9 protein-coding genes are annotated in these 16,657 nt (G+C 62.1%); 5 read left to right on the top strand and 4 right to left on the bottom strand.

Annotation, left to right across the window (positions count from 1 at the left end; genetic code table 11):
* The first annotated feature begins 78 nt into the window (after positions 1-78).
* Both NUW13_02215 and NUW13_02210 read left to right on the top strand, forming a co-directional pair.
* The gene (locus NUW13_02215) at positions 79-2,166 is read left to right on the top strand and encodes a S46 family peptidase (protein MCR4437844.1); all 2,088 of its coding nucleotides are present in this window, start codon (positions 79-81) and stop codon (positions 2,164-2,166) included.
* 54 nt (positions 2,167-2,220) lie between these two features.
* Complete coding sequence (locus tag NUW13_02210) at positions 2,221-5,475, top strand: PDZ domain-containing protein (protein MCR4437843.1); 3,255 nt, start codon at positions 2,221-2,223, stop codon at positions 5,473-5,475.
* A 103-nt stretch (positions 5,476-5,578) separates the two neighbouring features.
* Here NUW13_02210 and NUW13_02205 read toward each other — a convergent pair whose 3' ends face one another.
* Both NUW13_02205 and NUW13_02200 read right to left on the bottom strand, forming a co-directional pair.
* Positions 5,579-6,541, bottom strand: a complete 963-nt coding sequence (locus NUW13_02205) for a C1 family peptidase (protein ID MCR4437842.1) — start codon at positions 6,539-6,541, stop codon at positions 5,579-5,581.
* A 108-nt stretch (positions 6,542-6,649) separates the two neighbouring features.
* Positions 6,650-7,027 carry a protease inhibitor I42 family protein gene (locus NUW13_02200; protein MCR4437841.1) on the bottom strand — a complete coding sequence of 126 codons (378 nt, stop codon included), beginning with the start codon at positions 7,025-7,027 and terminating at the stop codon, positions 6,650-6,652.
* A gap of 444 nt (positions 7,028-7,471) precedes the next feature.
* On the opposite strand from NUW13_02200, the gene NUW13_02195 reads away from it, so the two are divergent.
* Together NUW13_02195 and NUW13_02190 are read left to right on the top strand one after the other, a co-directional pair.
* The gene (locus tag NUW13_02195) at positions 7,472-9,148 is read left to right on the top strand and encodes an amidohydrolase (GenBank protein MCR4437840.1); all 1,677 of its coding nucleotides are present in this window, start codon (positions 7,472-7,474) and stop codon (positions 9,146-9,148) included.
* A gap of 19 nt (positions 9,149-9,167) precedes the next feature.
* Complete coding sequence (locus NUW13_02190; GenBank protein ID MCR4437839.1) at positions 9,168-11,516, top strand: M20/M25/M40 family metallo-hydrolase; 2,349 nt, start codon at positions 9,168-9,170, stop codon at positions 11,514-11,516.
* A 529-nt stretch (positions 11,517-12,045) separates the two neighbouring features.
* On the opposite strand, the gene NUW13_02185 is transcribed toward NUW13_02190, so the two are convergent.
* Both NUW13_02185 and NUW13_02180 read right to left on the bottom strand, forming a co-directional pair.
* Positions 12,046-12,468 carry a hypothetical protein gene (locus NUW13_02185; GenBank protein MCR4437838.1) on the bottom strand — a complete coding sequence of 141 codons (423 nt, stop codon included), beginning with the start codon at positions 12,466-12,468 and terminating at the stop codon, positions 12,046-12,048.
* 417 nt (positions 12,469-12,885) lie between these two features.
* Positions 12,886-13,014: a hypothetical protein gene (locus NUW13_02180; GenBank protein ID MCR4437837.1), complete on the bottom strand. Its 129-nt coding sequence runs from the start codon at positions 13,012-13,014 to the stop codon at positions 12,886-12,888.
* Between the two features lie 480 nt (positions 13,015-13,494).
* On the opposite strand from NUW13_02180, the gene NUW13_02175 reads away from it, so the two are divergent.
* Entirely contained in the window at positions 13,495-16,632 is a 3,138-nt protein-coding gene (locus NUW13_02175) for a BamA/TamA family outer membrane protein (GenBank protein ID MCR4437836.1), read from the top strand.
* The last annotated feature ends 25 nt before the right edge of the window (positions 16,633-16,657 follow it).

Raw genomic sequence — 16,657 nt, 5'->3', positions numbered from 1 at the left:
ACCCGGGGCCATATGCGAAGGCGCGTGCGTTGTCCCCACGGCGCGGTGTGGAGCGAACCAAACAGGAGGTAAACGACGATGTACCGGAAGAGTGTTTCTCGGGTCGGTGGCGCTTTGCTGGCGTTAGCCCTGGCTGCCTGTTGGGTCCACCTCAGCGTGGCCGACGAAGGCATGTGGACGTTCGATAGTCCCCCTACCAAGTTGCTGCAGGAGCGCTACGGGTTTACCCCGACGCAGGAGTGGCTAGAGCACGTGCGCCTGGCGAGCGTGCGCTTCATGGACGGCGGCTCCGGGTCGTTTGTCAGTCCGCACGGCCTGGTGATGACCAACCATCACGTGGCGGTGGGCCAGCTGCAGAAGGTGTCCACGCCTGAGCGCGACTATGTGGCCACGGGCTTTTATGCCGCCACGCCGGAAGAGGAGCTCAAGTGCCCCGACCTGGAAGTGAACGTGCTTGTCTCCATGGAAGACGTCACTGCGCGCGTGCGGGCGGCGGTCACTCCAGGCATGAAGGACGAGCAGGCATTAGAGGCGCGGCGCGCAGCCATCGCCGCCATCGAAAAGGAGAGCCTCGAAAATACGGGCCTCCGCTCTAATGTCATCAGCCTCTACCATGGCGGCGAGTACTGGCTCTACCGCTACAAGAAGTACACGGACGTGCGCCTGGTCTTTGCCCCGGAGCGACAGGTGGCCTACTTCGGTGGCGACTTTGACAACTTCACCTACCCGCGCTACGATCTGGACGTGGCATTTTTCCGCGTTTACGAAAATGACAAGCCGGTGAACTCCGAGCACTACTTCAAGTGGAACGCGCAGGGCGCACGCGACGGCGAGCTGGTCTTCGTCTCCGGGAACCCTGGCTCCACAGACCGGTTGTTCACCTACGAGCAGCTCCTTTTCCAGCGCGACTACCAGTACCCGATGCTGCTGGACTACATCAACAAGCGCATCGCCATTCTGCGCGAGTACGCCAAGCGCGGCCCGGAGCAGGAGCGGCGCGCCTTGGTGCAGATCTTCGGCCTGGAAAACAGCAAGAAGGCCCTCACCGGCGAGTATCAGGGCCTCTTAGATGCAAAGCTGATGGCCAAGCGCAAGAAGGCCGAGGATGAATTCCGCGCCCTGGTCGCCTCCAAGCCGGAGTGGAAGAAGGCCTATGGCGACGCCTGGGACACGGTGGCCCGCGTCATCAAGAAGCAGGCAGCCAGGGCCAAGGAGCGCTTCTACGCGCGCATCATGGGCTCCCGCCTGGCGGGCTTCGCCTCGACCCTGGTCTTCTACAGCATCGAAGTCAAGAAGCCAGACGGGCAGAGGCTTCCTGGTTACCACGACTCCGAGCTGGATGAGCTCAAGTTCCGCCTCCTGTCGCCGGCACCCATTTATCACGACCTCGAAGAAGCCAACCTTGGCGGGGCACTTGCGCTGTCGTTGGCTCAATTGGGCGCCGACCATCCCTTCATCAAGACGGTGCTCAACGGCCGTTCGCCGCGGGAGGTGGCGGCAGAGCTCATCCAGGGCACCAAGCTTGCCGACGTGGCCTTCCGCAAGTCGCTCCTCGAAGGCGGCGAGAGCGCACTCCAGGCCTGCAACGATCCCCTCATCGTGCTCATGCGCAAATTGGAGCCGATGATGCGCGCCGACATCGAGTGGAACAAGAAGCACGTGGAGAGCGTGATCACTCCCGCTGCCGAGAAAATCGCGCAGGCGCGTTTTGCCGTCTACGGCAAATCGGCCTATCCGGACGCCACGTTCACCTTGCGGCTTTCCTATGGCGCGGTGAAAGGCTATCCCATGAACGGCACCAAGGCGCCATACAAGACTACGCTCTACGGGCTTTACGACCGCGCGCTGAGCTTTGACCGGGAAAAGGACTTTGACCTGCCGGAGCGCTTCTGGCAGCGCAAGGACCGTCTCGATCTCTCGACGCCGGTGAACTTTGTCAGCACCTGCGACATCATCGGTGGCAACTCCGGCTCGCCGGTCATCAGCGCGCGCGCCGAGGTGGTCGGCCTGATCTTTGACGGCAACATCGAAAGTCTTGTGGGGCGCTTTGTCTACGACGAAGAGGCCAACCGGGCCGTGGCCGTGCACACCGGCTACATCAGCGAGGCGTTGCGCAAGCTCTACGACGCCGCGGCCTTGGCCGACGAGATTGAGGGAATCAGGTAACCGAAGAGGGGTGGGCCGCCGGCTCGCCCCTCGCGGCTTAGGGAGGGACCTACCATGCGTCGCGTGACGTTGGTCGCCGCGGCGGCACTGCTCCTCACCGTGGCCGTGGCTTTGGCCATTGACACCACAGACACCCGGATGCTGAGCCAACCGGCCATCAGCGCCACCCAGATTGCCTTTGCCTACGCCGGTGACCTGTACGTGGCAGACCGGGATGGCAGCAATGTGCGGCGCCTGACCTCTGGTGAGGGGAACGAATTCAACCCGGTCTTTTCGCCGGATGGCAAGTGGATCGCCTTCAGTGGCGAGTACGACGGCAACACGGATATCTTCCTTGTGCCGGCCTCCGGTGGCGTGCCTATCCGGCTGACCCATCACCCGGCGCCGGACGTGGTCTGCGATTTTACCCCGGACGGCAAGGCGGTGCTCTTCTACTCGCCCCGCTTCTCCTTCACCAGCCGCTACTGTCAGCTCTTTACCGTGCCGGTGGAGGGTGGCTGGCCGCAGCAGCTCGAGCTGCCCGTGGGCTTCAAGGCCTGCTATTCGCCCGACGGCAAGCGCCTGGCCTACCTGCCGGTACGCGAGGTCTTTCAGCAATGGAAGCACTATCGGGGCGGCACCGTGGCCACGATCTGGCTGTACACCTTCGCGGACCATTCCGTGGACAAGATCCCGCAGCCGGATGGCAGGTGCAACGACACCGATCCGATGTGGGTGGGAGACAAGGTCTATTTCCGCTCCGACCGGAACGGCGAGTTCAATCTCTTTTGCTACGACACCGTCAGCAAGGAAGTGCGGCAGATCACCTTCTTTTCCGACTTTCCGGTGCTTGATGCCTCCTACGGCGCGGGCGTGATCATTTTCGAGCAGGCCGGCTACCTGCAGACCTACGACCTCGTCAGCGGGCAGGTGCAAAGGCTGCGGGTAGGAGTGGCTGCGGACCTTTTGGAGCTGCGGCCTCGCTATGTGAAAGGCGCCGAGTGGATTCGCAGCCGCGACATCTCTCCCTCGGGGACGCGGGCAGTCTTCGAATTCCGGGGCGAGATTGTCACGGTGCCCGCAGAGAAGGGAGACCCGCGCAACCTGACCGCGACCCCAGGGGTGCATGAGCGCTTCCCAGCCTGGTCCCCGGACGGCAAGTTCATCGCCTACTTCTCGGATGCCTCCGGCGAATATGCCCTGCACATTTTGCCGCAGGATGGCAAAGGGGCTCCGCGCGTGGTGCCGCTGGGCGGCGCCGGTTTCTACAACGCCATCTCCTGGTCCCCAGATAGCAAGAAGCTTTGCTTTGCCGACAACGCTCGCACGCTCTTCTGGTTGGACCTTGCGACCGGCCGCATCACTAAGATCGCGCAGGAGGCCCTCTACATGCCAGGTGCCTTTGGCACCATTCGCGGCGCCTGGTCGCCAGACTCCCGCTGGGTCGCCTACACGCTGACGAACACCGCCTACTTTCAGCAGATCTTCGTGTACGACATCGAGCAGGGCAAGTCTTGGCCTGTTACCGATGGCATGGCCGAGGCCAGCGACCCGGTGTTCGACCCCAGCGGCAAGTTCCTCTACTTCTTCGCTTCCACCGACGCCGGCCCGGTGAAGCATTGGTTTGCCATGTCCAACGCCGACGTGCGCATGAAGAACGCCATCTACCTTGCCTCACTGCAAAAAGGCACCCCTTCGCCGTTGGCCAGGCAGAGCGATGAAGAAAGGGGCAAGCCTGAGGAGGAGAAAGAGGACAAGGCGGAGAAGGCAAAGGAGGTGGAGAAAAAACCTCCGGCGAAGCTGGTCATCGACTTTGCCGGCATGAACGAACGCATCGTGGCGCTGCCGCTGCCGGAGGCAGACTACCGAGAGTTGCAGGTGGGCAAGGAGGGACAGCTTTACTTCCTCGAGACCGTGCCTGCCGGTCCCACGAAGCTGCACCACTATGACCTCGACAAGCGAGAGGATAAGGTCATTTTGGAAAAGGTCGATGACTACCAGCTTTCTCGGGACGGCAAGAAGCTCCTGTGCCGCACCGGGCAGTCGTGGTTCATCACCGACCTGGCCGACAAAATTGACACGAGCAAGGGGAAGCTGGACGTCGACGCCATCGAGGTGCGCATCGAGCCGCAGGCCGAATGGCGGCAGATCTTCCACGAAGCCTGGCGCATCAATCGCGACTACTTCTATGACTCCAACTTCCACGGGGCCGACTGGCAAGCCATGCGCCAGAAGTATGCGGCTTTTTTGCCGGATCTTGCCTGCCGCAATGACCTAAACAGGCTCATCCAGTGGATGTGCAGCGAGCTGGCAGTGGGACACCATCGCGTGAGCGGCGGCGACCAGCTTGCCAAGCCGAAGCGCGTACCCTGCGGTCTGCTCGGAGCGGACTATGTCATCGACAATGGCCGCTATCGCTTTGCCAAGGTCTATGGCGGATTGAACTGGAATCCCGACTTGGAGTCTCCGCTCAAGCAGCCGGGCATCGACGTGCAGGCGGGGGAGTACCTGTTGGCGGTCAATGGCAAGGACTTGCGCCCACCGGAGAACCTTTTCAGCCGCTTCGAGAACACCGCCGGCAAGATCGTGGAGATCACCGTTGGCCCGCGCCCGGACGGCGTGGGGTCGCGCACGCTGCAGGTGGTGCCCATCAAGGACGAAAGCGACCTGCGCAACCGCGACTGGGTGGAGAGCAACATCCGCAAGGTGGACGCCGCCACCGCGGGGCGAGTGGCGTACGTGTACGTGCCGAACACCGCCAGGTTGGGGCACACCTATTTCAAACGCTACTTCTTCCCGCAGACCAACAAAGAGGCCATCATCATCGATGAGCGGTTCAACGGTGGCGGGCAAGTGGCGGACTATTACATCGACCACCTGCGGCGCCCGTACATCTGCAATTGGGCGTTGCGCTACGGGCAGGACCTGGTGACGCCCAGTGGTGCGATCTTTGGCCCCAAGGTGATGCTCATCGATGAGAACGCCGGCTCGGGAGGTGACCTGCTGCCATGGATGTTCCGCAAATTGGGCCTGGGCCCGCTGGTGGGCAAGCGGACCTGGGGCGGTCTGGTGGGCATCCTCGGCTTCCCGGTGCTCATGGACGGCGGCTACGTGACGGCGCCCAACTTGGCCATCTGGACGGAAGAGGGTTTCGTCGTGGAAAACGAAGGCGTGCCTCCCGATCATGAGGTGGAACAGGAGCCGGCCAAAGTGATTGCCGGCCACGACCCCCAGCTTGAGAAAGCCATTGAACTCATCATGGTCGAACTGGAGAAGAACCCGCCCCGCAAGCCGCAGCGCCCGCCCTATCCGGTGCGGGTGAGGAAATAGGCCTTCGCGGGATAACTCCGACATGGGCAAAACTCGCAGGTGGGATGGTGCTCTAAGCCATCCCACCTGCGCTTCTGCCTCTTGTCAGGCGTGGTCTTGGGGGTTACCAGGCGACCACTGCGGCGTAGCCGACGTTGCTCGTCCCGTACTTGATCCACATGTAGCCGCGTTCCGCGCCATAGCCGCAGGTCTCGCCCCAGCCAGTGCCCCAGGAGTTCTTGAGCAGCCAGGCCCCCTTGCTATCGTCCCAGCCGATGATGAAGATGGCATGGTTGACCGAAGCGGGCGCCGGGCAGCAGCTGAATAGCCCGCCCTGGGGTACCTCGTTCTTGTCGAACACGCCGCCTGTGTAGGCCTGAAAGAAGGGTCCCACGTACACCGCCGCGCACACCGGCCCATACTCGTAGATGGCCTGTTTGAGGGTCTCCACTGCCGGCACGCGGTCCTCGCCGTCCACATAGGCCCAGCCGTTCAGCTTGTGGGGGTAGTTGTACGGCCCTCCGCACGGCACATCGCTGGCCACGTAAGGGAAATCGGCCTCCAGCACCGCACCCGGACTCACCAGCATGTCGTGCGCCCACCAGCCGCCGTTGCAGCCCCACCCCTTGGCGTTGCAGGAGACCAGGTACTGCTCGGAGAGGTCGGTGAGCAAGGACTGTTTGATGAGCAGTACCGACTCCAAAGAAGCGACGGTGGCAAAGGCCCAGCAGCTGCCGCAGCCATCTTGGTCGCGCACCGGACTAACCCCGTTGTGCTGCCGCCAGTCCCAGGAAGAGGGGAGGGCCACGCGTTCTTCAATGGCGCGCAGCGGCGCGGGCCGCACCGTGGCTAAGGAGCGCTGCCGGGCCGTCTTGCGCCAATCGGGTGCTTCTCGCAACCCACAGAGTTGCTCCAGGGTGAAGCTCAGTGCAGGATTGGCACCGACCGTGAAGGAGTAACGCCCGCTGGCCAGTTCCGTCTGCAATCGCTGCAGGTGCGCTTCGATCTGTGCCTGCGTGAGCTGCTGGGCAAGCAGGGCGCTGCACACCAGCAGCAGGGCCAAGAACACAAAGAGGGTGCGTCGCATGTTCCCACCTCCACTGCTTAGGCTGCGAAGCAACAGATACGGCCGCCTGCCGAGCAATGCTCAGGTCTCTTCAGTGCAGGGCAAGGGTGCCTGGCGCGGCCGTCCTGCTCACTTGACCACGATGCGCACGCTGAAAGTGTCGGCCGGTGCTTCTTTCTCCCATGGCCGCCGGTACGCCAGGCGCAGAGTCGCCACCCCATTCTTCACTGCCTTGAAGCGGAAGGTAAAAGTCCCCGGCGCCCCCATGAGGTTGGAGCGCGGCACGTACTCCACCTCTTTCGCCTGGACAATGGTGGCCGAGTCGATTTCGGCCACTTCCCAGGTGAAGCCGGTGGTGGGATTTCCTTCCAAGGTGAGCGCGATTTCCTGGCCCTGGCGAACGCGCACTTCTCTGCCGTGGTCGGCCTTGGTGAGCAACATTCGTTCCCCCTGGCTGTTGCATCTGCCAAGGGCAACAGCTACGATGAGAATGGCGAACAGGCGCATGGTGCGCTCCTTTGCGCAAGGGTTTCCCAATTGACAATCGGCACACCGAGCAGCCCGCGACACGCCTCGGCCACACTTCCCGGGCGCCATTGCCAGCCCGGTTGCACCTGGCAGCTTCTGGCCCGAGGTGGTGGCCTGGGCCGGCTGTGCTTGCCTGCCCCTCCCATGTCCGTCATGTGGAGCTGAGGCGCCGGGCGGCCCATGTTTCCGTGCTATTGTACGCAATTCCTGGGGCAATGTCAAGGGAAAAGCACAGCGAAGCAGCGCCCGGGCCGGCGAAGACTTGTGGAGACCCTCACACAGCCTCGTAGGGCGCCAGCCCGAGGCTTGGCCAGGGTGTGAGCCGGACGCACGACACGCCGCAAAAATTGCAGGATTTCTCTTGCATTCTTTGGCAACGATTCTTATATTGCGCAAGACCCGAACCCAGGAGGAGACTGCGCTATGAAGACCAGGAGGTTCGTCCTACTGGCCGTCTTGCTTGGCCTGCTGGCAAGCGGCTGCGGCCGCAGCGCGGACTTGATCATCATCAATGGCAAGGTCTGGACCGTCAACGCACAACAGCCACTGGCGGAGGCCGTGGCGGTGCAGGACGACAAGATTGTCGCCCTGGGCAGCAACGCGGATATCCTCGCTCGGCGCGGCAGTAGGACCACCGTGATCGATGCCGAGGGCAGGCTGGTGATGCCCGGGTTCAACGACGCTCACCTGCACTTCAGGAGTGGCGGCGCCGCCCTGCTGCAGGTGGTGCTGGACGGCTGTCGCACGCCTGAAGAGGTGCAGCAGCGGGTGGCAGCCAAGGTGGCCGAGCTTGGCCCCGGGCAGTGGGTCACCGGACGCGGCTGGGACCACACGCTGTTCAACAAAGGCACCTGGCCGCACAAGGGCCTGTTGGACAAGGTCAGCCCGGACAACCCGGTCTATCTGACCAGAGTCGACGGGCACGTGGGCTGGGCAAATTCTCTGGCCCTGGCCCGGGCCGGGATTACGCGTGAGACCCCCGACCCGCCGGGTGGCCAGATCGTGAGGGATCCTTTGACAGGCGAGCCCACGGGCATCCTCAAGGAGGCTGCCTCTTCCTTGGTGGCACGCGTCGTACCACCGCCTACCGCCGAGCAGGAGCGGGAAGCGGTGCGCAAGGCGCTCGCCGAGGCCCGCAGGCTGGGTGTTACCTCCGTCCAGGACAATTCAGGTGTCTCGTCAGTACGCTTGTACAGGCAGTTTCTGGACCGCGGCGAGCTGACCGTCCGGGTTACCGAGTGGTTGGACTTTGGCCTTGCCGCGCAGCCCACTCTGCTCCAAAAGGTTCATCGAGAAAACCAGCGCTTCTGTGACGGGCGCTGCCTCCGCCTTGGCCTGCTCAAGGGCTTTGTCGACGGCACTCTGGGCTCCCGTACCGCCTACTTCTTTGAGGGCTACGAGGACGAACCGGGCAATGTGGGTATCCCGCAGATTGACCAGGAGAAGCTCACCGCCATGGTGTGCACCGCCGACAGCCTCGGCTTTCAGGTAGGGCTGCACTGCATCGGCTCGCGCGCCAACTGGATGGCCCTCAACGCCTTTGAGGAGGCGCAGCGGCGCTTTGGTGTCCGCGACAGCCGGCACCGCTTAGAACACGCGCAGGTGCTCAGGCTGGTGGACATCCCACGCCTGGCCGAGCTGGGGGTCATTGCCTCCATGCAGCCCACCCACTGCACCTCGGACATGCGCTGGGCTGAACAACGCATCGGCCACGAGCGGTGCAAAGGCGCATATGCTTGGCGGCGCATCCTCGACGCCGGTGGCAAGATCTGCTTCGGCACCGACTGGCCCGTGGAGCCCCTCGACCCTATGCGCGGCCTCTACTCTGCAGTCACCAGGCAAAGCATCGACACGCACGAGCCCCCAGGCGGATGGTTCCCGGACCAGCGTTTGACCATCGAGGAGGCCATCTACCTCTACACGCTCGGCGCGGCCATTGCCGAGTTCCAAGAAGAGGTGAAGGGGTCCATCGAGCCTGGCAAGTATGCGGACATTGTGATTTTGTCAAAGGACTTGCTGTCGATTCCTCCTGAAGAGATGCTCACCACTGAGGTGGTGCTCACCATTGTCGGCGGAAAGGTCGTGTACCAGAAGGACTAAGCGAATGGGAGACGAACAGATGAAGCGCACGCATGCAGCAAAGGCGACGTTGATCCTGGTGGTCATCGCGCTGGTGGCCTTGCCGCTGGTGGCGCAGGAGCTCCCCAACGGGGAGACCGCCAAGTCGTACGTGACCTATTTAGCCAGCGACGCCCTGCAAGGGAGGGATACTGGCACGCCGGGTTTTGCGAAGGCGGCAGCCTGGGTGGCGGCGCATTTTCGCGAATGGGGCCTGCAACCGGGCGGCGACAACGGCACCTATTTCCAGGAGTTTCCGTTTGAGTTCTATCAAGCCGACATCGAAGTGCCGACGCTGAGAGTAGCTGGGCGGCCTTTTTCGTTCCAGGAGGAGGACTTTCGCGTGATGGCCTATTCAGGGGGAGGCAAAGTCGGCGCCGAGGTCGTCTTTGTGGGCTACGGGATCAGTGCCCCGGAGAAGGGCCTGGACGAATATGCGGGGGTGAACACGCGCGGCAAAGTGGTCTTGCTCATGCATGGCTGCCCGGGCGACCAGGAGGCCAAGTGGGGAGCGTTGGCAAGCGACAGCGCCAAGGCGGCCATGGCGGTGCAGCATGGGGCCGTGGGCATGCTCATGTGCGCCCATTTCCGCCAGGAAGATCGCAGCGCCTGGCGCTGGCGACTCCGTCCCGGCAACTACAAACCCGGCTTCCTGGCCTTCGCCGTCAGCGACAGAGTCGCGCAGTTCCTTTTGATCGGCGACAAAGAGGCGAAGCGCCAGTTTGACCGTCGGATGCGCGCTGAGCAGGAGAAATTGGACAAAGAACTCAAGCCCATGTCGCACACAACCGGCAAGAAAGCCGAGCTTTCCGTGAAGGTGGTGTTTGACCCCAACCGCAAGGGGAAAAACGTGATCGCCGTGCTCCCAGGCAGCGACCCGCAATTGCGTGAGGAGGCTATTGTTCTGGGCGGCCACTTAGACCATGTCGGCGTGCAGTACGGGGAGGTCTACAACGGCGCCGACGACAATGCCTCTGGCGCGGCGACCGTGCTGGAGGTGGCGCGCGTGATGGCGCGCAACGGGGTGCAGCCGCGCAGGAGCATCGTCTTCGCTTGCTGGGGCGGAGAGGAACGCGGCCTGCTGGGTTCCCGCTACTACGCCGAGCACCCCCGCTTTCCCATCGAAAAGACCGTCGCCAACTTGAACATGGACATGGTGGGCTTGGGCAAGAAGCTGGGCTTTCCCGGCATCTACTATGCGCCTGAGCTGTGGGGGCTGATCAGGGAAAACCTCACGCCAGAAGAGCTGGAGTTCATCGAAGCCAGCCGCGGCGGCCCGGGCGGCAGCGACCACACGCCGTTCATCACGCGCGGCGTGCCGGCCTTTGCGCTCATGACCTCGCCGTTCGATGCGCACCCGAATTATCACCATCCAAGCGATGATGCCGAAAAGATCGATGCCGAGCTGATGGGCAAGGTGGCGCGCTTTGTCTACAAGACGGCGCTGCTCCTTGCCGACCACGAAGGGGAGCTGATCGTCGAAAAGCGGCTCCCCCGCTACATCCACAAATCGGCGGTCGTTGCCAATCTGCACCCGCTCCCCTACACGCCAGGCATGGCCGTGCTCGACTCGCTGCAGGATGAGTGGATCGACCTGCAGTTCGTGAGCGTGCCGTTTGACTCCCTGCTCAGGCCCTCTGATCAGCTGGTCAACGTCGTGCGCTCCTTGGAGCAGGCGAGCAAGGAGGTGGGCGATCCCTCTCGGCTTGACCGGGCCATGGCCATGATGTTCAGTTCGCGCCGCGAAAAGACCGCGGCATTGGTGGGCCTGGATGGTGCACGCACGGTGCATGGCGACCTGCAATTTCTGGCGGTGGCAGGGAAATTGGGCGCCCGCTTTCTTGTGCTGAATGGCTGCGACGGCACCTGGATCACACGGAACGGGCTCACAGAGGAGGGCAAGCAGGCTGTGGCCATTGCCAATGAGCAGAAGATGTTGCTCATCCTCCAGAACCTGCCGGAGTCGGTCATCTGCCAGGTGGTGGCCGCGAGCAAGGCGCCGGTGGTGGTGGCGGGCGTCGCTGCAGTGAGCGACTCAGTAGGCCAGAAGTTGAAGGAGAATGGCGCCCTACTGGCCGTGCCGTACGACCCTGCGGAGGGGTCGGCCGCCACCGTTGCCAAGCTCCGCGAGTTGCGGGAGCAGCTCGGCCCGAAGAGTTTGACCCTCTATCCTGACTTTGGCCAGCCGTTGCGCGTGGCGGAGTTGGATCGCATGCTGGAACTGACCATCGCCCTGAAAGAGGAGGGATGGGCCGAGCGCGAGATCACCGACCTTTTGGGCGGCAATCTGCGGGAGGTGTTGGGGCGCATCTTCCCCAGCGCCCAACCGCGCATGATGCGGCCGTTCTGAGCGAAACGCGACGCAGGGCTAGCAGCACTGGCGGCTGAGCGGGCTTCCTGGCGGTTTGGGGCTTGCCAAGAGGCCGACCATGCCTGGCTGACAGAAGCGTTGGCTTCCCCAATCCATCCACGCGAAAGGCGGAACCGAAGGCGGTTCCGCCTTGATGTTAGCGCGCGGGGCGTGGTCGCGTTCAAGGCCTCGTTTCGGGAAGCTGGGTGTTTGCGTGCGTAGCGCGCTGGGATGGTGCGGCCTTTTCGGCGAGCCACGTACTCGGGCAACAAGCAAGCGCACGTGACCAAACAAGGCCCAACTGAGCAGGCGGCCGGTGGACAGAACTCGGGGAAACCGCTACCTCTTTTCGACCTCTTTCATGACCTTGCGCACCCGGGAAGGTTGCGCACCGCTGAGCACAGCCGAGCGCTCCGCCAACACGGCGATGAACTTACCTTTGTTCTCGCTGCTGGCGGTAACAAGGACCTTCTCGGCGTGGTGCGCACCTGCGGAGATGGTTCAGCAGATACGGGAATATCTGCCTGCGCTAGTCCTCGTGCCTGGCGGCTACAGCCGCAAGCGTCTTCACCCCATTGTCCACGGTGATGACCGACCCCTTCTCCATCGCTCCCTTCTCTTCCTCTATCCGGGAAAACACCGTTTCTGCCTTGATGCCCGCGAGGGTGGAGAGGGCAATCATGCTGCCCCAAACGAGGCGGTTGTTCCTGCTCTTCAGCAGGTTCAAGAAGTCGTCGACATACTCGGCGATCACCTCAGGATTGAGGTAGCCGACCTCGTAGAGGACCTTGATGCAGTCGCTCTGCACGTTGGGGTTGTCGTGGCATAGCCCCTCGGCGATCTCCCGTATCCCGGCGCGGTCTTGTGCCTGGGCCAATTCCTTAGTCAGTTCCTGGTTCGGCACCTCATCACGCCAGTTCTGAAAGTGGGCTCTGCGCTGCAGTACGGACATGGGTGCGCTCCTTTGGTGTGATTCCACTAACCTGTGAACCGCGGGAATGGTCCGGACGCAGAGAGGTCAAGGGGAGCGAGGTTGTGAGGTCAAGGACTTCTCGGCTTTCTTCGCCGCGGTGAATTCATCCCGCCGCGGAGGCTGCCAGCCGTAGCAGGCTCCGTCCGCTTCCGCGTTGGCCTTTGCCGGGTCATCCGTCTCCAGTGCAATGTAACGAATCCTGAGAACCGGTGCAACATGAAGAACTGCCCGCGGGCGTAGGGGTCAATTCCCCCTGTCTCCCAGCCAACAGGGTACAGCGCTTCCCCTCCGCACTGCAGGGGCCATGCTGTTGGTGCCGCTCTGCTGCCCGTGTGCCTTCTCCTTCAGCCGGGCCGGAAAGTGGCGCGGTGCGGCCAGCTCGCAGCTTGTCCCTCGTCAGTTGCCGCTTGCGGTAGCCGCTGCCGCCTGCGCCGCCCGCAGCGCCTTGGCCCGCTTCTTCCGCGCCTTCCTTTTCTGCTGCAGCTTCATCCGACGCCGTTTCTGTTTGCTCTTGCTCCTTGCCATGTCCCTGCATGCCTCCTTGTCTGCGCGTTCCCTGTCCTTGTCTACCCTGTAAAATATAATGCAGCCCCACCCTCTGTGTCAAGAGTTTTCCGCTGTCGCTCTGGCCGGGCTGCGGGATGAAGCGCCTTGGCAATGGAACTGGACAGCGCGGGCACCAGTTTAACAGTGGGCATTGCAGAGCTGAATCGCGCATCAAGTGGTGCTGCCAGCGCGGAAAGGCCGCGGGAGCGGAGTTGCTGCGGGCCAATTTCCGCTTGATTCTTATGCGGGGATTTGGTACAATAGGATCGGCGTCGCGAACAGGGCGGCGAAACACTTTTTGCACAGGTGGCTACAAACTTTGCGTCGAGAGCGGAAGTGCAGCACGAATAGCCTGCACAGCCAGACCTTCTTGTGCTGGCAAGGTGCTTGCATGTATCTTCTCCCATTGTCCAGGAGACGCACAGCTTGGCGGCCACCTCTTAGTCACGGAGTAGGACCATGAAGCTTGCTCGCATTCTTGCCATTGCCTACCTGTGGACGCTGGGCACCAGCGTTGCCACGGGCCAAGAGTTTGGCAAAAACAAGGTGCAGTACACCAACTTCAAGTGGCACTACCTGCAGTCGGAGCATTTCAACATCTACTTCACCGAAGGGGGACAAAGCATCGCCGAGTTTGCAGCCGAGGTGGCTGAACAGAGCTACCGCGCGCTGAAGAAGGACTTTCGCTATGAGCTCACCGATCGCATTACCATCATCGTGCACAACTCGCACAACGACTTTGGCCAGACCAACGTGGACCTCTCGCCGCCTGAGGAGTCGGTGGGTGGATTCACCGAGTTTTTCAAGAACCGGGTGGTGGTGCCCTATGATGGAGAGTGGGAGAGGTTTCGCCACGTCATCCACCACGAGCTGACGCACGCGGTGATGCTCCAGATGGTGTACGGCAGTGGCGTGCAGTCCATCATTACCGGGCTCACGCGCCTGCAGCTGCCACTCTGGCTGGTGGAGGGGCTGGCCGAGTACGAGAGCCGCGGCTGGGACTTTGAATCCGACATGTACATGCGCGACGCGGCCATCAACGGCTACCTGCCGGAGATCGAGATGCTCAGCGGGTTCCTGGCCTACAAGGGTGGGCAGTCGGTGTTGCTGTTTGTCAGCGACCGCCATGGCGGGCAGAAGATCGGCGAGCTATTGGGCAAGATCAAAGTGAGCAAGAGCGTCGACCGTGGGGTGAAGCAGGCGGTTGGTGTCAACGTCAAGGACCTTTCCAAACGGTGGCAGAAGTGGGTGAAGGAGCTTTATTGGCCGGACATTGGCTCCCATCGTGAGCCGGAGGACATTGCCAAGCGCCTCACCGACCACAAGAAGGACCGTAACTTTGTCAACACTAGCCCAGCCCTGAGCCCAAAGGGAGACAAGATTGCCTTCCTCTCCGACCGCTCTGACTACTTCGACGTCTACCTAATGAGCGCCGTGGACGGACAGATTCTGGCCAAGTTGGTGAGCGGACAAAAGACAGCCAACCTCGAGGAGTTGCACTGGCTAAAAGGACCGAACATCAGCTGGTCTCCGGATGGCGAGCAGATCGTCTTCGGCTCCAAGGCGGGCGAAGGCGACGTGTTGCACATCGTGGACGTCAAGCAGCGCAAGATCGTGCGTACGCTGAGCTTTGCCTTGGATGGCGCCTTCAACCCGAGCTGGAGCCCAGATGGCAGGCGGATCGCATTTGCCGGCACTTACCATGGCCAGAGCGATATCTACGTGGTGGACCTGCCGACCGGGGAACTCCGCAAGCTGACCAACGACCGCTTCAGCGATGTAGAGCCCTCCTGGAGGCCCGATGGCACAAGGATTGTCTTTGCCAGCGACCGCGGGCCGTACGTAGACCCAACCGTGGCTGGCGATGTGAAGATTCACGAAATTGCCTACAAGAACTTTGACATTTACGAGCTCTCCTTGCAAGACCGCGCCATCACCAGGTTGACCACTACCGATTTCGTGGAGCGCACGCCGGTCTACTCCTCGGATGGCAAGTACATCGCGTTCACCAGCGACCGCACCGGTATTGCCAATCTTTACCTCAAAGACCTGGCCACCGGCGACGAGTGGGCGATCACCGATGTGCTCACCGGCGCCTTTCAACCGACCTGGAGCGGGGACGGCACTCGCTTAGCCTTCACCTCGTTCTACAACGCGGGCTACGACCTCTACCTCCTGAGCAATCCCCTGGAGATCAAGCCGCACACGGTGAATCCTGCACCCACGGCTTTGTTCAGCAGAGTGATGGAGCAGCAGGAGAAGGAGAGGGAAAAGCGGGAGATGGAGCTTGCGCGGGTGGTGGACGTGCGCCCGGGATTCCCGGAGAGGGAGAACAAGTACCGGAACTTTGTGTTTGACGAAAGGTTCGCAGATGGCCAGATCGAGTTCGAGCCGGAAGTGAAGAAGGTGGCGCTGGACTCGGCGGAGATCAGGACCGAGAGCGGCGCCTTCCGGGTGCACGACTACGTGGTCAAGTTCTCGCCGGACATCATCTACGGCACGGCAGAATACAGTCAGTACTTTGGTGTGCAGGGGACCACGCAACTGGCCCTTTCCGACGTTCTGGGCAACCACCGCATCAACATCTACACCAACCTCTTCTATGATTTTCGCAACTCGGACTACATGGTCACCTACTTCTACTTGCCGCGCCGTCTGGACATTGGCGTCGGTGGCTATCACAACGCCTACTTCTTCTTCTCTTACAACCTCGGGCTCATCCGCGATCGCAACTATGGGCTAAGCGCCTACTTCAGCTTGCCGCTGTCGCGCTTTCGGCGCATCGACTTTAGCGCGGGCTTCATGGGCATTGACCGCGACTACTTAGATTTTAGCGAGGAGGATCAGAAGTTCCTCGAGGACATCGGTTACCTGCCGCCCACCCGGCGCCGGTTCGTCCTGCTGGGGAGCTCGTGGGTGGACGACACGTCGCTGTGGGGCATGACCGGTCCGGTGAACGGGCGTCGGAGTGCCATTGGCCTGATGGCAAGCCCCGGGCTGTTCGAGGAGCGCGGTGCGGAATTCGTCACTGCCCGCCTGGATTGGCGCAGGTACTACAAGATAGGCAAAGAGTACAACTTTGTCCTGCGGGCGGCGGGCGGAGCCAGCTTTGGGAAACAGCCCCAGCAGTTCTTTGTCGGCGGCGTGGAGAACTGGATCAATCGCGAATTCGCCGGCGGCTACGTGCGGGTCAACAACATCGAGGAGATCTATTTTGCCTCCTTCGAGATGCCCTTCCGCGGCGGGAGCTACTACGAGCTGGCGGGCAACTGGTTTGTGCTGACCAACTTTGAATTCCGCTTCCCTCTGATCCGCTACTTCCTCATGGGATGGCCGTTGCCCATCGGCTTCCAGGATATCCGCGGGGCGCTGTTCGCCGATATCGCAGGAGCGCAGTATCGGGACGAGCCATTCAAGGCCTTTGCCCGTGCCCCCAACGGATTCTACAAGTTAGAAGACTTGCGTATGGCCTTCGGCTTTGGCATGCGCGCCAACATCGGCTTCTTGGTGCTGCAGTTCGATGTGGGCTGGCCTACCGACTTGTATGCCACCGCATCGAAGCCCAGGTACTACTGGTCGTTGGGCGCGGAGTTTTGAGAGCGCCCTTCTGGGCATCGCGAAG

It is taken from the genome of candidate division KSB1 bacterium (assembly GCA_024655945.1).
GTDB lineage: Bacteria > Zhuqueibacterota > Zhuqueibacteria > JANLFK01 > Oleimicrobiaceae > Oleimicrobium.
The sequence above is the reverse complement of the archived record's forward strand: the minus strand, read 5'-3'. Positions and strand labels throughout refer to the sequence as shown.

Bases quoted from the DNA above. Each gene is read 5' to 3' on its own strand.
- NUW13_02215 (MCR4437844.1), top strand. From the start codon at position 79: ATGTACCGGAAGAGTGTTTCTCGGGTCGGTGGCGCTTTGCTGGCGTTA.
- NUW13_02210 (MCR4437843.1), top strand. From the start codon at position 2,221: ATGCGTCGCGTGACGTTGGTCGCCGCGGCGGCACTGCTCCTCACCGTG.
- NUW13_02205 (MCR4437842.1), bottom strand. From the start codon at position 6,541: ATGCGACGCACCCTCTTTGTGTTCTTGGCCCTGCTGCTGGTGTGCAGC.
- NUW13_02200 (MCR4437841.1), bottom strand. From the start codon at position 7,027: ATGCGCCTGTTCGCCATTCTCATCGTAGCTGTTGCCCTTGGCAGATGC.
- NUW13_02195 (MCR4437840.1), top strand. From the start codon at position 7,472: ATGAAGACCAGGAGGTTCGTCCTACTGGCCGTCTTGCTTGGCCTGCTG.
- NUW13_02190 (MCR4437839.1), top strand. From the start codon at position 9,168: ATGAAGCGCACGCATGCAGCAAAGGCGACGTTGATCCTGGTGGTCATC.
- NUW13_02185 (MCR4437838.1), bottom strand. From the start codon at position 12,468: ATGTCCGTACTGCAGCGCAGAGCCCACTTTCAGAACTGGCGTGATGAG.
- NUW13_02180 (MCR4437837.1), bottom strand. From the start codon at position 13,014: ATGGCAAGGAGCAAGAGCAAACAGAAACGGCGTCGGATGAAGCTGCAG.
- NUW13_02175 (MCR4437836.1), top strand. From the start codon at position 13,495: ATGAAGCTTGCTCGCATTCTTGCCATTGCCTACCTGTGGACGCTGGGC.